Consider the following 16,459-nt stretch of genomic DNA (forward strand, 5'->3'; position numbering starts at 1 on the left):
TCAATTGAACCAGGGCTTCAATTGCACAGTTAATGTGCCAAGAATTCGTACATCGCCTCTGCTCGCAGCAAGGTCGGGCCGCTCGAGCGGGACAGCTGCGAACAGGTCGAACAGGGCCTGACGACCAATGGCCATGCGAAGGCCACCGCCAACCGAGGTGATGCTATCGGCATCGTCGGCCACATTGTTCACTGAGACTTTGGCATAATCGGCGAATGCGAAGGGTTGCAGGGCGATCCCATCGGGTGTCTCGGGAATTAGCGAGCCATAAAAGGCTTCCAGCTGAAAACCTGCGCCCTCATCGCCAATTATTGCGCCTGGATCATACCCTCGTCCAACGGTGAAGTTACCGCCAGAGTATTGCTCATATCCAAGCAAGGCATCGGGCGACCACTGAAAGCGAGACCTTGCGGTAAACCCGAATTCTGGCGCCGCTCTATAAGTAACACTCGCATCACCACGAACAGCAAACCCGCTTGCATCACCGTCCAGCCGGCTTGGCGGGACAACGCCTGGTGCAAGACAAGCGGCAAAACCCACTCCGCAGTCAGGTGACGCACCGAAAATATCGAGGCCCTGACGCAATTCCAAAGTCGCTTGGTAGGAAATCTGGGGCTCGAACACGGTGAAACCGTTCCGGCCATTAATGCTGTCCTCGTCGGCGCCTGACATATCAAGGCGGGCAAAGGCCACACGAAGTTCATCGCGGCTGAAGTCAAGGTCGGTGAAGTCAACACTCTGGTTGATGAAGTCACCGCCTATCGTAAGGTTGAGGTTCTGTTTTTGAGAACGGATTATAGGATACCGGGCGTAAGCGGAAAGCGCGAGCGTGTCGGTATCAAATACGTTGGGGCCCGGAACGTCAGGCTGTGACCATGCCCGTGTCCCGGAAAGGCCAAACGTCAGACCCTCAGAACCCACTTTGAACTCATGAAATGCCGAGGCGACGATTTGCTCATCGAAATCCTGCGTTGCGTAGGCGCTGATCATTGTCTCATCGCCAAGTCCGGTCAGGCCATTCAGGCGAATTCTGGCAAGACCGCCAAAACGCCCAATAGCTTTGGAACCAAAGTTTTGAATATTGGCGTCGATCAACAACGGCGTATTCACAACGTCGAAAACACCTACGACATCACCAGGTGCCCCGCCCTGCTCTGCCGTCAGGGGCTGCAAGGTAAGCCTAACGTCCAATCCGGGTACATCGCGCGCAAGCAGCAGATACCTCTCCGCCTGATTGGCGTTGAAAATTTCTTGTGATGCCAATTTATCGAGGATCGGCTGAAGCGCTCCTGATTGGTTGCCCGCGTCACCGCGAACCTGAACCGCCTTCATCTTAGCGAGCAATACATCGAATTTGACGGTGCCCTGCCCGATGGTCTGCACAGGCACTTGAACTGCGGCAAGATAGCCATTGGCGCGCAGGATTGTGGCTGCCCGATCCCGAATATCGCAGATCGTGGCAACAGGTATCTCCTGCCCGATGTAATCGTCATATGCAGTGCTCAATAGGCTCGGATCAATTGGCCCAAGGCCCGAAAATTCAGGCGCACTGAAAGTGAATTTAAGGTCTGCGAACCGATCGGCAGCCAAGGGACAAGGCGCACGCTCAATCTCGCCCTCCACAGATACCGGATTTGTCTCTCCGCGCAGCTCCGCTTCCAGCCCGCGCCGATCAATCTCCTCCCTCGTCGGAGCAATCTGGCCCTGAGCCAAAGCGGCAACCGGTGCCAGCGCTGCCAAACAGATGGATGCCACGCCAGCAATTCTAAGCGTCTGTGATGCAAGAGCGCCCATTATTCAGCACTCCCCGCTTGAGCCGCCATCGCAATATCAAGCGAGCGATCTGGACCAGCACCCGTCAACAGCGGACGAGTTGCATCGCCAATCACTGCAAAAGCGGACCAATAAAACGGATGAGACGTCGCCGCCTGGTCCATCAAAAGCGCGCGCGATTGGCCAAGAGCATCACCAATGGTCTGGTTCTCGCCCCTTCGGAACATTTCGATCATTAATCGCTCGGTGGAATCAAAATCGTCAGGCACCGGCCAGTGGCTCGCCATGACCGCACGGCCGCCTGCACCGATAAAGGCGCGAACAAGGCCTTCCAGCTCGCTGCCACCACCCGACTGAATACCAGCAGCCAATGTCGCCTCGACGCTCGCCGCGCCAGCCGTATCACAGGCCGAAAGGATGATGAGGTCGGCATCAAGGTTAAGCTCAAAAATCTCTTCAAAGCTGAGCAGACCATCTGAACCCGCGCCCCCGAATGAGGTCACAAGCGCTGGTTTGGCTGGGCAATTGGGGTTTGGCGGTGTGACTAATCCGTGCGTTGCAAAGTGCAGGACACGAAACTCATCCAAATCTCCGCGCGACTTGATGTGATCATCGGTGAAGCCATCTTTGGTGACCACTTGGGCAAGATCACTTCCGATAAGACCCGCAGCGGTGTTTAGCTCGGTTGAGCTGATGGGATCGTTCCATTGATTTGCAGGCCAAAAACAATCGAGCGGAAATTGTGCAGGGTCGCTCGTAAAGCTTGCAGGGAAAGTGTCGCCAATCGAGGCATTCTCGCCAAAGCCAACGTATTCACGCTTGGCCTTGGAATTTAAAGAACGCCGCGACTGGACAAACGCGTCAGCGGAAACGGCCGTGCTGATCGTGCGCCCACGCGCCAGCCAATTCACATCGGTAAAATCATAATCATCCGCCTCCGGTCCCTGAAGTCGGTCCATGTAGCGCGTCACTGACGCATCATCGGTCACCAAGAGGTCAATCGGGAGGCGCAGCATCGCCCCATCCGGTTCAAAAATGATATGTTCTGCCCCTTCAAGCGAACCAGCGATTGGCCCAAACAAGGTCGCATAAAGGTCGCGCGCCATGGAAATCTCGAACGGGAATGTGATGAGCTGTCCGGCCTCGTAAACCGCAATCGATTCGCGAATGGTATCAACCTGGCTTTCAAGCTCATCAGCTGAGATATCGGCGCGGTAAGCCATTGCGTTTTCGCTATCGGTGAAGAACACATAGACATCATCGCTGACCAGTGCGACGCGGGCATAGACTTCGCCCGGTTTTAGAGCCGCGCGAAATTCGTCCAGTTCTAGCGAGGATTGCGCCAAAACCTTGTATTTTGGATACGCATTAAGCTGAACCTGCGTCTGGATTTGCGCATTTTCCAGCCTATCAATTTGAGCGGCCAACTTATTGGCGCGGGCCCTCGTCTCGGCGGTTTCAGGTTGCGCGCTTAGCGCCTCAAAGCGAATGCGTGAGCGTTCGATCTCGCGGCCAAGGTTCGTCGATTGCCGGAATAAACGAGATGCCTCATCCGACTTTGAGCTAAGCCGCCGCGCAAGCACGGCCTGCGTTTCAGCAACGCCAGGGCGGATGAGGACTTGGGTGGCCTTAAAGAAGTCATTGGCGGCCGAAGGGTCACTTGCGACCCGGTCTGCTAGCAGGCCGTAATAAGGGTTGAGCTGGTTCGCAAAGCCAATGATTGCATTGCGCTTGCCTAAGGCGCGATCAATGACGGAACCGTACAAATCAAGCGCTTCATCCTCTCTGCTTTCACGAAGCAAGAAGGAGGCAAGGCGTGCCTCAGATGCACTCACAGCACGCCTTTCCGGAAATTGCGCACGCACCAGCGCGAGGCCATTGCGAAGATAGGCTTCTGCAAATGCAGGATTGCCCTGCCGCTCAGCAATCAGGGCAAGATCGCCCAGAATTTGGCTTCGAAAACGCGTGATCGAAGTCACCCGGCCATCGCGAACGGCCAAGGCTTGCTCATAGGCGGTAATCAAATCTTCGCGAGCGCCATCAAGATCGCCGCCGAGGCGTTTTGCTGTACCGCGAATTTGTAGCGCCTGCGCATCCACGATCTGAGCGCGCTCTTCCGTTGTAAGGCTAAGCTCATCAACAATCCCGAACAGATATCCGCTGCGCTGCTCACGGTTAAGGCGCTCCGAAATCGGAACGGTGATTGAAATCTCGCTATCGTCCCTGCTTACACCCACGGCGCTTGCGGGAAGAGTTTGAGTGAGCCGCTCAATAGCTGCATCGCCAAAACCCTGATTGAGAAGATGGATCGCCTCAAAATTGCGCAAAAGCCGCGCGGTTATCTGATCATCATTGCCGAACTCACGGGCCCGCTCAAACAGGCTGCTCGCAACCGCAAACTCGCCCAAATTGCTCTTTTGCAAAGCCCTGTTGACGAAAAACTCACCTGGATTGATCGCGGCATCGCCATCTCCTTGAAGCCGCTTCTGCAGGGTTTCAAAGTAAGCAGCGGCTTCAGCATATTCACCTGCCAGATTTCGGCGATATCCTTCGGCCAAAGCCTGCTCTGGCTTAAGCGTGTCCGCTTGCACCCTGGCAAAAGAGAGCGGGTCTGCGACGCTGGTCGACGCCACATCGATTGTGCCTTGCGCGATGGCATCATCCAAAATCGAACGCAGCGCGAGCGAGGTCGCATCGTCGTAAGCGCTAAACCCTTCCGCGTAATAGGTAAGCCCGTCAGCCTCGAGCGTCACCTCGCTCCAATCAAGTTGAGAGCCTTCGACTTTACAGATTTTCTTTGATGAGCCTGTAACAGGCCCAGCACCGCCTCGCGCACTGACTGGACATGCAACCCCAAAACGGCGCATCGCGCGCAAAGCGTTTTTGGCCTCGGCATCAAATTCTTCAAACGCATAGACCTCGGCGATTGGCCTTGGGCTGTCGCGGCACACGATGGCCCATCGCCGGTCGAACATGGATTGTTTTGCAGGATTGCTCAGGCTTCGGTCCTGAACCTGGCACAAGATGCCGTTGCTATCACCGATTGGGAAACTATCAGCGGTCAATACCGAGCCCGTTTGCGCGGAGGCGCCGCTAAAAACGGCCCCTGCCATGGTAGCAGCCAGCACTGCGCAGACAGCCGAAACCCTTGTGGAAATTCGCCCCACTTCTTCCCCCTTTTCGCGCTCTTTTCCTCCCCAAACCCTCTGCTGATCAACCAGCCAAGAGGAGGTAAGCGCACTCACATTGCATATTCGCACCTTAGAGGCACAATGCGCGCCTCAATAGTAAGAACCCGACATGTACAAAGACTCGAGGGGTTCTTTCACGATCGGGTTATACCGTGTTTCGCGTTCACAGACGAATCCGGCGCAGCGACTGGTTCAATTGGGCACAATTCTAAAGGAGCGATAGAAGGCGTGCAGTGATACAAATCACTTTTCCGCTAACAATCCTAGAATTCGCAAAAACCCAACGAAAAAGGGCACCAACAGCGCATCTCAGCGCCATTGGTGCCCCATCATATGAGCCGGTTAAGAGGCTTAGAAGTTGCCGCGGAAACTCACGCCGTAAATACGAGGCTGGTTCACAAACCCGGTGTTGTTGTTGAAGTCGATCGCACCAATGAGGTTTTCTTCATCAGTCGCGTTGCGAGCAAATGCGCCCACTTCGTACTGACCGTCACCAAAGATGTAGCCGACCCGAAGACCCAGCTCATGATTGCCTGAATGGTTGAATTCAAGACTTTCATAAAGGAAGATGTTCGTTCGGCCTTGAATGAACCAATCTGCATTGAAATACAGCTCATTATCACCAACCGGCACAGTGAACTGGGCTTCAATGTTGAAGTTGAGCTCTGGCGCTTGAGGCAGCGGGTTGCCGTCAATAAGCGCCAAGCCATTCGCATTCAGCGGATCGGTCACTGTACATGCAAAACACACAGCAACCGCAAGGTCATCGTCCTTGATCTCAGTGTTCACGTAAGCGAGGCCTGCGCGTACGAAGAAGTAGTCGCTGGGGTTCCAGTCGAAGTCGAGTTCGAAACCCTTTGCGTCCGCATTCTCCGCGTTAATCAGCGAGATAAAGTTTCCAGCGCCGCCCACAGCCGTCAGCTGAATGTCGCTCACCCGGTAATAGAAAAGCGAACCATTGAAGCGAACTGTATCATCAGCGGTGCTGACCTTAAAACCGGTCTCATAAGAGATCACGGTCTCCGACTGGGCTTGGGATGTCGGCACACCAAAGGCGATGCTGCGCCCTTGGATCGATGGTCCCCTAAACCCGCGCGCAACCTTGGCGTAGAGGTTGACCTCGTCAGACGCCTCAAAAGTTGCGGCCACATCCCAGCTGAACTGATCGTCATCGATGCTGGTCATCAATGTGCCGTTGTTGAGTGTGAACCCAGCGTTTGGCACTTGAAGCACTTCAAACGTCTTTTCATCGTCGGTGTAACGAAGGCCGCCGGTTACATTGAAGCTTTCGCTCAACTCAACGTCAACTTGTCCAAAGACTGCCCAGCTTTCAGCATCCGATTGCCACGTTGTGGCCGGTGTTGGCGCTCCGCCAAGAAATGTTGAATCGGTCAGGCTATTTTCAAAGTAGAAGAACCCAACCTGCCAATCGATCATGCCAGATGCGTCGCTGGCAAGGCGCAGTTCCTGAGTGAACTGATCACTGTCCGAACGACCGCCGGTATCCGATGGGAATGGGATGTTACCGGGGAACGAGAAGGTGCCGCCGGTGAATGCGCTGGTCCCACCAGAGAAAGGTGGAGGCGCAACGCCGCCAAAGGCACCTGCAAAATCAATCGCACCGCCATCAATATCACCGCGCCCCGAGCGATTAAGATCGCTGTAGCTGGTGATTGAGGTCAAAGTGATTGTATCCGACACATCAAGGCTCATGCGAAGCGAAGACAAGAAAATGTCGCGATCGGCAGGATTTCCGCCACCACCATCATAGGCAACAACATCGCGGTCAAAGTTGTTGTTCAGCTGGTTGCTGCCAGCGGTGAGAACGTTTGCCCGGAAGAATGTCGCTGATGCGCTTGAATCGGCATAGCTGACCATCGCAAGCGCATTGAAACCGGATGTGTCGAGCTCAAGCTGCAAACGGGCAGCTGCATCATAGAAGCCGCCAGAGAAATTCTCTTCGCCAGTGAACGCATTGTCCACCCAATCGTCCTGACGCTGATAAAGGCCAGACACGCGGAAGTTCAACACGTCTTCAATCAACGGACCGCCAATGGCAGCCTCTGCATTGACGGTGTTAAAGCGGCCGTAATTGAGATTGACCGAACCTTCGAGGACGTCTGATGGCTTTTTGGTGTCGAATTTGACGATGCCGGCAGGCGTGTTACGACCAAACAAGGTTCCTTGTGGGCCGCGAAGCACCTCAACTTGCTCAACATCGAAAATCGGGAAGCCTTTGAGGATCACGTTTTCAAGAACAACATCATCCAAAACAACAGACACCGGCTGAGATGCGGCGGTGTCGAAGTCTGTGTTGCCAAGGCCGCGGATGTAAAAGCGCGGCGACTGACGACCGTTAGAGCTTTCGACATTAAGGCCCGGCACACGGCCGTTAAGACCAAGAACGTCTTCAACGCCAGAAAGCGCGTTTTCAAGAGAGGCGCTGGACAAAACGCCAATCGATGCAGGTACGTCTTGCAAGTCTTGCTCGCGTCGCTGAGCGGTAACGATGATCGTGTTACGCGCACCATCATCTGCGCTTTCTTGATCGGAACTCTGCGCAAAGGCCGGATTGGCGCACGCAGCTGCAGCGACTGCTGCTGAGCTTAAAAGTATACTTTTCTTGACCACAGCGTTCAAACTCCCCTGTTGGTTACGACACAAAACCTTCCCCAAGCACGCAAGCGCAGCCGACCCTAAAGAGCCGATGCCTCGCGAACCTGCCAATCCCAATGAACGTATTATTTCTTTTTTAGAATTTTGACGCGCTAAGGTGAATTTTGAGAGGAGTCAAACGACCCTCTCCCAAAATCCGCAGGTACGGCTTACGTCTTGTAATCATGAGAGAATATCACCGCTTACCTATAAGCGTAGAACGCTCACTCAAGATTAAAGTGTCGTGTTGGCAACAGGTGCTTTGAGCCGACTCCTCATCTTGGTCCCAGTTTCCCAATTCGCATCCAATCTTTCAGAAACTCACAACAGGGCAAATGCCCAAACCATAGTTAACAGCGCCTCAAGGCCTTGGTCCCTATTCCTTTGGTCACGGGTGGACAGATTATGAATGCGATATCTCAAGGGCCGCAAGTCAAGAACGCAGTGCCAAGCGACGCGCTTTGCTTGGACGGGCCGCTCGCACAGACCGCTATCAGCCCCACCGGCAGCAAGGCCGGCGGCCAAACCGAAACTCACACCCAAGGCCCGGCCCCGCAGCCTCCAGCCACAACGCACACGGCAACGGTTCGGCGGCTATTTGGGATACGATCTTACGATCCCAGGTGGGAAGATGTCCAAAGAGAATATCAGAACAAGACCGTTGTTGCCTATATCGTCCAAAACAGCTGGGCGAGCGCAGCTTTTATGGCGTTCGTTGCGTTCTTTTCGGGTATCGGCGAAAAAACCTGGTTGATGCACGTAGCGTTCGCGATCAACGCCTGCGCCGTTGCCTTAAGCTTTTTCTTTTTGCCCGGGGTCGCAACCTGCAAAGTGCGATACAGCACCCCAAGACTTGCATCCTATCCGACCACTTTAACCCTGCTGTTCCTTGCTCTTGGCTGGGTCTGTTTCGGCTACACGGCCATGGTTTATCTCCCTTCTCAATGGCATGGCATAGCAACCGCCACGATTACAGGAGTGATCGCGCTTGGCGGTATTGGTGGCTCTGCTTACCCATTGGTTTCGCTCACTTTTATGGTCCTTGTATGTGGGGGAGCATGTGTTGGCTTAGTCGCGGCGGATAAACCGCTTGCATTGAGTTATCTTGGCTCTTGGTGCTTGCTGATTATCCTTCTTTACAGGCTATATCTCACCCGCTCTAACGCTGCGTTGAAGTCGGTTCGTGACGCTGCCGAACTCGAGGCTAGCGAAGGGGAAAAGCGCGCGGCTATCGAATCCCAACATAAAGCTGAACGTGAATTGCTGCACGCCCAGGACGAAGAACGCCGCCGTAACGAGGCAGACCGTATCCGGAAGGGCGAACGTAGGAAACAAGAATTGATCGAGCTCGCTGCCCAATTCGAAACCACCATCGGTGATGTGTCAGGCAAAGTAACCGCGGCCGCCCGCAAATTCACTGTCACTGCCAAGACGATGTCTGAGCAAGCCTCGGAAGCTTTCGATCAGATCGAACAGATAGCAGAGGCAATGCAGCAAGTTGCCCAAGGAAGCACGGCTGCCGCTGCTGCATCTGATGAGTTTGCTATCTCTATCGACAACGTCACCGCACAAGCGGCCAGTGCTGCAGAACTCGCGCGATCCACCAATGAGACCGCAACGCAAACCGATGCAACATTCGCGCTCCTCACCAACCGTGCCGACAGCATTGGAGAGATCGTCAACCTCATTAACACTATCGCGGGCCGCACCCGCCTTTTGGCGGTCAACGCATCCATCGAAGCGGCGCGTGGCGGCAACGCGGGGCGCGGTTTCGCTGTTGTTGCGCAAGAGGTTAAAGACCTGGCAAGTCAGACCAGCGAGGCAACGGGAGACGTATCGAGCAGCATTCACCAGATGCAGCAGCGCTCGCGCGCAAGTGCCTCTGAACTCAGCGCAATTCGCAAACAGATCGGCGAACTCGAGGCTGCTGCGGTTACCATTGCGACCTCCATGGACCAGCAGTCTCACGCAAGTAAGAACCTTGCAGAAAGCATCGATATGGCCGCGTCTGGTGCGGGCGAGGTCTCTGCCTCCACACAAGAGCTGCGCAATGCTGCAAGCGCGGTGGGTGCTGCCTCGCACGAACTCTTGGCCGCATCAGATGAGTTGGACACCCAGTCCGAACTGCTCAAAGCCAAGGTCGCGCATTTCCTCGACCAGATCCGCAAAGATTGACGCGTTCTGCTCAAGCAGCAAGCGCCTCCATAACCGGCTTGTGTGCATAACCCAACTCGTCCGCTACCGCTTTGTAAGTGACAGCTCCAGCGTGCACATTCAGGCCTTCCGCCAAGTGAGCATCACGCAAAAGCGCCTCTTTCCAGCCGAGATCCGCAATCCGCAGAGCATGCGGCAAGGTCACATTGTTGAGCGCATAGGTGCTCGTGCGCGCGACCGCACCCGGCATGTTAGCGACGCAGTAATGCACCACATCATCGACCACGTAGGTCGGCTCTGCGTGCGTTGTCGCCTTCGACGTTTCGAAGCATCCACCCTGATCAATCGCCACATCAACCAGCACAGCGCCAGCCTGCATCGAGCTCAGCATATCGCGCGAGACGAGCTTAGGCGCTGCAGCACCAGGGATCAGCACCGCGCCAATCACAAGGTCAGCCTCGCCCACGCAATCTTGCAAGTTCGCAAGGTTTGAGAACCGGGTCTTCGCACGCGATTCAAAGTGGATCGCCAGCTTCTCAAGCACCTCAGGATTGCGGTCGAGGATCGTCACATCAGCGCCCAGCCCCGCCGCCATTTGAGCAGCGTTGAAGCCCACAACACCGCCACCAATGACCGTGACTTTCGCCGGCAGAACACCCGGTACACCGCCAAGCAGCACTCCGCGCCCACCATGCGCCTTCTCCAAAGCGCTCGCGCCTGCCTGCACGCTCATCCGGCCTGCCACTTGGCTCATCGGTTTGAGCAAGGGAAGCGAGCCTTCCGCACCTGTCACCGTCTCATAGGCGATGGCAGTTACGCCAGACTTCACAAGGTCAGCCGTTTGCTCAGGGTCGGGGGCCAGATGCAGGTAGGTATAAAGCACTTGCCCTTCGCGAAGTTTCGCACGCTCAACTGCTTGGGGTTCCTTTACCTTCACCACCATCTCGCATTCGGCGAAGATGGGGTCTGGGCCGTCAGTGATCTTTGCACCAGCTTCGATATAGCTTTCGTCCGATGCGCCGATGCCAAGGCCTGCACCGCTTTCAATCCAGACCTCATGGCCATGGGTTGCAAGTTCGCGGGCACTCTCTGGCGTGAGGCCGACACGGTATTCGTGGTTCTTGATCTCTTTGGGGCAACCGACGCGCATTTGGATATCTCCTCTCAAACAGGTGTGGAGGATACCACCGATCAATCGGGAAATTCGCCCTATCATACCGATCACTTTCGCACTATTGGGAGGATACTTCACAATAGCCCATGAAAGAGGGATTTTATGCCAACGCCCGAAACCCGCCTTCTTCGCGAGCTTCAAGGCGATTCCAGCCGCTCGATCGCCGAGCTTGCCGAGTGTGTCGGCATGTCGAGCTCGGCTGCCCATCGCAAGATGCGGAGCCTTGAGGAGGATGGCACAATCCAAGGCTATGCCGCGCGCCTTTCTCCGCGAAAGCTGGGTCTTCGAATGCAGGCCTTTGTCGAGATCAGGCTTGCCAACCAAGGCCAAGAAGCGATGGACCGGTTTGAGGAGGCGGCGCTTGGCTTTGAGGAAATCCTCTCGTGTCACCTCTTGTCGGGCGAGGCTGATTACATGCTGCGCATTGCGGCGCGCGACCTTGATCATTTTGACCGCATCCACCGCAAGTCTCTTGCCAAGCTCCCCGGTGTTGCCACGATGAAAAGCAGCTTTTCGATCCGCGAGGTCAAGCCATGGCGCGGCTATCCCGTGCCTCAGGATTAGGGTCAGGATGCATCTATCACGCGGGCCTGGCGTCAAAATGACGAAGATATCGGGCGAAGCTGCCTGCCGGGAAGGCTGACATGCCTTTCCAAAGGTGGCTTTGTTCGAGATCGAAGTCATTTTGCCGTCCCTTCGGGATTTGACCAATTGGCCCTCTTGCTACGTCTCTTGAGCTTGAAAGTGCGCGGCACTTCCTACGCTCGCGTTTCTTGCAACAGGGCCAATTGCTTCAAACCACGCTCCACGTGATAGATGCAACCTGACCCTGGGGTGATCAAACCCCGCCACGGATCCGCACATTCTCCCCGTTTATCGCCGCTGATGCATCGGACAGAAGGAACGCCGCCAGCTCCGCAATCTGCGAAGGGGCCACCCAATCGCTGAAGTCCGCATCAGGCATCTCGTTGCGATTGGTTGGCGTGTCGACAATCGTGGGTGAGATTACATTCACCCGCACGCCTTTGCCGCGCAGTTCTTCGTTCAATGCCTCGCTCAGCTTGATCACCGCCGATTTGGACGCGGTGTAGGCACCCATGCCCAGCCCGGCTTTGTCCGCAGCCGCCGCGCCGATGTTGACCACACTCGATGGGTTCGCAAGAAGCGGCGCGAAGGCGCGGGCCGAATTGAGCGTCGTCATCACGTTCATTTGGAACATGCGGTTCCATGTATCGGCAGGTCCGCTGAGCATCTCTTCCCACACAAAGCCGCCTGCAATGTTGACCAAACCGCTGAGCGTGACGCCTTCCGATTTGAGCGCATCGGCGATCGCCTGAACCTCGTCTTCGCTGGTGATATCTACGCCGCCGTGCAGGGTCACACCTTCATCTTCAAACGGCAGACTATCCGCCATATCGACGCCGATCACTCGCATGCCTGACGCCGTTAGGCCTTGAGCAACCGCTGAACCGACGATCCCGCAAACTCCGGTGACGAGTACTGTCTTCATTGGTCAAATTCCCTTTGTTTTCAGTGCAAATCGGCTTGTCGAGCCACGAATTGCCACTTTAGGTGTGTTATATGAGTAAAGCAGTTTGGCACACTTGGCACACTGTCCTGGGGCCAAAGTCCACTCGATCAATTCCCCGCCCTTTAATCGGATAAAGCGATTAATCGCGGCAGGTCTGCGTTGTTTCATCCAGCCCAAATAGCAATGCAATACCCGGTAGGAAATTGGCCTCAAGTGACGGCTGCCCGTGTACGATATTCCTCGCGGTCCCATTCGCGTGTTTCACAGATGGCTCGGAGCCGATCCACCGCGTCAGCAATATCGGCAAAGCGCAGATAAAGCGGCGTGATGCCAAAGCGCATGATGTTTGGCGCGCGGAAATCGCCGATAACCTCGCGCGCCTTGAGCGCTTGCATTATGGCGTAGGCCTCGGGGTGCGCAAAGGCGACTTGGCTGCCGCGTTCATCGGGTTTTTTCGGGCACGCAAATTCAAAGCCATATTCGCCGCAGCGCTCCTCCGTCAGGTCCACAAACAGCTCGGACAGCGCGATGCTCTTTTGCCGTAGAGCGCTCATATCGGCTTCAAGCATCAGGTCCACGCCCTCTTCCAAAGCGCTCATCCCCAGAACCGGCGGCGTGCCACATTGGAAACGGTCGATGCCTTGAGCAGGTTCAAACTCACTATCAAAGTCAAAGGGCCGCGCGTGCCCGAACCAGCCGGAGAGCACAGGGTCCGCGCCGTGATGACGTTTGGCGGCGTATAGGTAAGCGGGCGCACCCGGGCCGCCGTTCATGAATTTATACCCGCAACCGACCGCAAAATCCGCTTTGGCGGCGGTGAGATCGACTTCAATCGCACCGGCCGAATGGCTAAGGTCCCACACAACCAGCACGCCTTTTTCATGGGCGCGTCGCGTGACCTCAGCCATGTTTCGGACGCGCGCGGTCTTGTAATGCACCTGTGTGAGCAGCAGCACGGCGACGCTCTCATCCAGCGCGTCCAAAACGTTGTTAGGTGGGACTTCGCGGCATTCCAGATCGCCAAAGCGCGCAAGGCCCTGCATCATGTAATTGTCGGTTGGAAAATTGGTGGTCTCGGTTAGGATAACCCGCCGATCCTTTTGCAAGGACAGCGCGGCAGTCAGCGCCTTGAAGATGTTGATCGAGGTGCTTTCGCCTGCGATCACTTCGCCTGCTTGCGCGCCCAGAAGCTTGCCGATTTTATCGCCAATGCGGGTGGGCGAATTCACCCAGTCCGCAGCCAGCCAACTGGTGATGAGGCCCTCTGCCCACTCTTCCGTCACAGCGCGCTGCATCCGGGCAACGGTCCGCTTAGGCAGCACGCCCAACGAATTGCCGTCGAGGTAAACAAGGCCATCGCGGATGTGGAATTGATCGCGAAAGTGGGCAAGCGGATCAGCCGCGTCCATCTGCGCGATGTGTTCAGCGGTGATGGTCATTGCGGGAGTTCTCTCAAAATAGCGCGCACAGGGCTAGCATCTGCACCCTCGAGAGGGAGCGGTAGTGCGATAAGCTCATATTCGCCCGGCGGCACATCATCGAGGACCAGCCCTTCAAGGATACGCATATCGCCTGCGAGTACCTCGTGGTGGGCGTCCATGGTCTTGCTCGTTTGCGGGTCGAGTGAGGGCGTGTCGACGCCGATAAGTAGCGCCCCACCCTCACGAAGCCGTGCCACAACCTCAGGTGCAATCGCTTTGAAATTCTCGTACCAAGCGGCGTGTGGGAAGGTCTGGTAGGTGCGAAAGAGGACGCGCTGTGCCGAACCAATCGCCTGCCAATCGCAATCTGATACTTCCACTCGCTCGCCTGCGTGACGCACATCCACGACCACACACTTGCCGATATAAGCATCAAGCGAAGATCCCGCGCTATCCACGCCCTCGTTAGAATAATGCAGCGGCGCATCGGCATGCGTGCCAGCGTGCAAGGGCGCGGTGACCTGTCCGATATTGACGGGGCAATCGGGGCCCAAATCCACATTGCGTTGAACCACCAGATCGGGCTCACCCGGCCACAAAGGCGTGCGCGCACCCAGCTTCTGAGTGATATCCCAAATCCTAGTGGCCATAGGGACAGCTTTCATCATCGGCGTAGTTCCCACCCTCTTTGGGGGCCGTCATCCGTGTGCGCATGGCCCAGAGTTCAGGGAAGAACGGCAGCTCCAACGCCTTCACCAGATAGTTCACACCCGAAGACCCGCCCGTGCCGGTTTTGTGGCCAATCACGCGGCTGACGGTTTTCATGTGTTTGAAGCGCCATTCCTGAAAGTAATACTCCACCGAAGTCACCTTCTCGGCGAGCGTGTACAGGTCCCAATGATCCTCAGGCTTGGTGTAAATCGCCAGCCAAGCGTCTTCGACCGCGTCGCTTGGCTCATATTTTTGCGAAAAGTTGCGCTCCAATTTGTCCGCCGGAATATCAAACCCGCGCCGCGCTAGCAGCCGCAACAGCTCATCATAAAGCGAGGGCGCGTGGAGCACTTTTTCCAATTCCGCCCGCTTCTCAGCATCATCATTGTGCACGAGAACAAGGTCTGCGCGCTTTAACCCAAGGCAAAATTCAAGCGCGCGGTATTGGTGCGACTGAAAGCCCGATGCCTTGCGAAGGAACCCCCGGAAGGTCAGGAAATCATGCGGAGAAAGCGTTGCGAGCACCTCCCATGAATGGATCATATGGCGAAGGATCGTCGCTATCCGGTCCAGCGTTTTCTCCGCCTTACCAAGCTCATCAGCGCGCAGGGCCTCCATCGCTTGGGTACCCTCATGGATGCAAAGCTTGATCCAAAGCTCCATCGTTTGATGCATGATGATGAAAAGCATTTCATCAGGCTTATCCGACACCGGAACCTGCGCGTTCAGCAGGCTTTCGGTCTGCAAATGGCGGGCGTAAGAAAGGCCGCGGTCCCATTGAATGGTCTCGCCGTCTATCTCTGCTTCAAAGGTCTCCACCCCGTCGACAATGGTCTTCTTTATGCTCACGCCTGTGCCCCTTGATACTCACGATCACCCGGCAAAGCCTCACCAATTGGGATCAGCGGCAGGTCAGCGACCTCAGCATAAACCTGTTTGAGGCTGGTCGTCTCCATCTCTTCGAGCAGCGCATCGAAGCTCTCAATGACGAAATAGGTCGGCTGAAACTCATCAAAGGGCCACTGCGTACGCATCAACCGAGGCAGATCAAAATGCAGACGGCGCGGTTTATTGCTGCGAAGCGCATGGACGGTTTCGGCGTAGCTCGACATGAGGCCTGCGCCATAGGCACGAAGCTCACCGCCATCCTGGATCAACCCAAACTCAACCGTGTGCAGGTAAAGCCGTCCCAGCCAATCGGAAAAGCCTTGTCTTTCCGCACGAAGCCCTGCTCGCCCATATGCGCTCATAAACTCACCGAACGTGGGATCGAGAAACATCGGCATATGGCCAAAGACATCGTGAAACATATCGGGCTCGTCGCTGTATTCAAACGATGGCCCTTGGCGAAGGAAGTTGGAGACGGGAAAGCGCCGCTCGGATAGCATTTTGAAGAAGGGTTCATTGGGGATGACGCCTGGGACCGCAACCACTTCCCACCCCGTCACATCGCGCAAACGCTCGTTCCAGTGCTCGAATTCGGGGACGCCCAAAGTGTCCAGTTCAAGCGCGCGCACACCCTCAAGAAAGGTCGCCGAGGCAAGGCCGTCCAGCGCCTTGGTCTGTTTGGCCGCGAACTCGCTCCACCGCTGGTGATCGGCATCGGAGAATTGCTCCCAATTCTGGGGCATGCTCCAATCATCACCCACACCATCGGGCGGCGTTTCAAACACATGGGTCGCGCCCATTCTTGCTGGCTCCTTCATCGGCGAGTGTGGCGCATATGGGGCCTTAAGCGTGCCAAGGCAAACCGTGGGTGACACGTGGTGGCGGACATATGTGACGCATATCACCGAACGCTGAGAGGATGCCCGCTAGAAGCGCCGCAGATTAGATCGGTGCAATGATC

The 16,459-nt window shown here is 56.0% G+C and carries 11 protein-coding genes; 2 read left to right on the forward strand and 9 right to left on the reverse strand.

From position 1 onward, the window contains the following. From AC0V61_RS01990 to AC0V61_RS02000, 3 genes are all read right to left on the reverse strand, one after another. A complete protein-coding gene (locus AC0V61_RS01990) occupies positions 1-1,794 on the reverse strand; it encodes a ShlB/FhaC/HecB family hemolysin secretion/activation protein (RefSeq protein ID WP_486155590.1) in 1,794 nt (597 codons plus the stop codon). Beyond that, entirely contained in the window at positions 1,794-4,886 is a 3,093-nt protein-coding gene (locus AC0V61_RS01995) for a CHAT domain-containing protein (protein ID WP_486155591.1), read from the reverse strand. The genes AC0V61_RS01990 and AC0V61_RS01995 overlap by 1 nt, the downstream gene beginning before the upstream one ends. A 429-nt stretch (positions 4,887-5,315) precedes the next feature. Next, a complete protein-coding gene (locus AC0V61_RS02000; protein ID WP_486155592.1) occupies positions 5,316-7,595 on the reverse strand; it encodes a TonB-dependent receptor in 2,280 nt (759 codons plus the stop codon). 429 nt (positions 7,596-8,024) lie between these two features. Here AC0V61_RS02000 and AC0V61_RS02005 point away from each other — a divergent pair, with 429 nt between their 5' ends. Then, complete coding sequence (locus AC0V61_RS02005; protein WP_486155593.1) at positions 8,025-9,794, forward strand: methyl-accepting chemotaxis protein; 1,770 nt, start codon at positions 8,025-8,027, stop codon at positions 9,792-9,794. A gap of 10 nt (positions 9,795-9,804) precedes the next feature. Here AC0V61_RS02005 and ald read toward each other — a convergent pair whose 3' ends face one another. After that, on the reverse strand, positions 9,805-10,923 hold the full coding sequence (gene ald, locus AC0V61_RS02010) for an alanine dehydrogenase (protein WP_486155595.1): 1,119 nt from the start codon (positions 10,921-10,923) through the stop codon (positions 9,805-9,807). A gap of 126 nt (positions 10,924-11,049) precedes the next feature. Between ald and AC0V61_RS02015 the strand changes: the two genes are divergently transcribed. After that, complete coding sequence (locus tag AC0V61_RS02015; RefSeq protein WP_486155596.1) at positions 11,050-11,511, forward strand: Lrp/AsnC family transcriptional regulator; 462 nt, start codon at positions 11,050-11,052, stop codon at positions 11,509-11,511. A gap of 274 nt (positions 11,512-11,785) precedes the next feature. Here the strand turns inward: AC0V61_RS02015 and AC0V61_RS02020 are convergent, their stop codons facing one another. From AC0V61_RS02020 to phhA, 5 genes are all read right to left on the reverse strand, one after another. Continuing rightward, positions 11,786-12,457: an SDR family oxidoreductase gene (locus tag AC0V61_RS02020; protein ID WP_486155597.1), complete on the reverse strand. Its 672-nt coding sequence runs from the start codon at positions 12,455-12,457 to the stop codon at positions 11,786-11,788. A gap of 230 nt (positions 12,458-12,687) precedes the next feature. After that, positions 12,688-13,917, reverse strand: a complete 1,230-nt coding sequence (kynU, locus tag AC0V61_RS02025; protein ID WP_486155598.1) for a kynureninase — start codon at positions 13,915-13,917, stop codon at positions 12,688-12,690. Continuing rightward, positions 13,914-14,549 carry an arylformamidase gene (gene kynB / locus AC0V61_RS02030; protein ID WP_486155599.1) on the reverse strand — a complete coding sequence of 212 codons (636 nt, stop codon included), beginning with the start codon at positions 14,547-14,549 and terminating at the stop codon, positions 13,914-13,916. The genes kynU and kynB overlap by 4 nt, the downstream gene beginning before the upstream one ends. After that, positions 14,539-15,459: a tryptophan 2,3-dioxygenase gene (locus AC0V61_RS02035; protein ID WP_486155600.1), complete on the reverse strand. Its 921-nt coding sequence runs from the start codon at positions 15,457-15,459 to the stop codon at positions 14,539-14,541. Before AC0V61_RS02035 ends, kynB begins: the two co-directional genes overlap by 11 nt. Beyond that, positions 15,456-16,298: a phenylalanine 4-monooxygenase gene (gene phhA, locus AC0V61_RS02040; protein ID WP_486155601.1), complete on the reverse strand. Its 843-nt coding sequence runs from the start codon at positions 16,296-16,298 to the stop codon at positions 15,456-15,458. The genes AC0V61_RS02035 and phhA overlap by 4 nt, the downstream gene beginning before the upstream one ends. Between the last annotated feature and the right edge of the window lie 161 nt (positions 16,299-16,459).

The sequence above is a fragment of the Erythrobacter sp. JB1-4 genome, from assembly GCF_057365025.1.

What these genes read in the sequence shown, in the direction of transcription:
- AC0V61_RS01990 (WP_486155590.1), bottom strand. Translation starts at nt 1,794, where the DNA reads ATGGGCGCTCTTGCATCACAGACGCTTAGAATTGCTGGCGTGGCATCC.
- AC0V61_RS01995 (WP_486155591.1), bottom strand. Translation starts at nt 4,886, where the DNA reads ATGGCAGGGGCCGTTTTTAGCGGCGCCTCCGCGCAAACGGGCTCGGTA.
- AC0V61_RS02005 (WP_486155593.1), top strand. Translation starts at nt 8,025, where the DNA reads ATGAATGCGATATCTCAAGGGCCGCAAGTCAAGAACGCAGTGCCAAGC.
- ald (WP_486155595.1), bottom strand. Translation starts at nt 10,923, where the DNA reads ATGCGCGTCGGTTGCCCCAAAGAGATCAAGAACCACGAATACCGTGTC.
- AC0V61_RS02015 (WP_486155596.1), top strand. Translation starts at nt 11,050, where the DNA reads ATGCCAACGCCCGAAACCCGCCTTCTTCGCGAGCTTCAAGGCGATTCC.
- AC0V61_RS02020 (WP_486155597.1), bottom strand. Translation starts at nt 12,457, where the DNA reads ATGAAGACAGTACTCGTCACCGGAGTTTGCGGGATCGTCGGTTCAGCG.
- kynU (WP_486155598.1), bottom strand. Translation starts at nt 13,917, where the DNA reads ATGACCATCACCGCTGAACACATCGCGCAGATGGACGCGGCTGATCCG.
- kynB (WP_486155599.1), bottom strand. Translation starts at nt 14,549, where the DNA reads ATGGCCACTAGGATTTGGGATATCACTCAGAAGCTGGGTGCGCGCACG.
- phhA (WP_486155601.1), bottom strand. Translation starts at nt 16,298, where the DNA reads ATGGGCGCGACCCATGTGTTTGAAACGCCGCCCGATGGTGTGGGTGAT.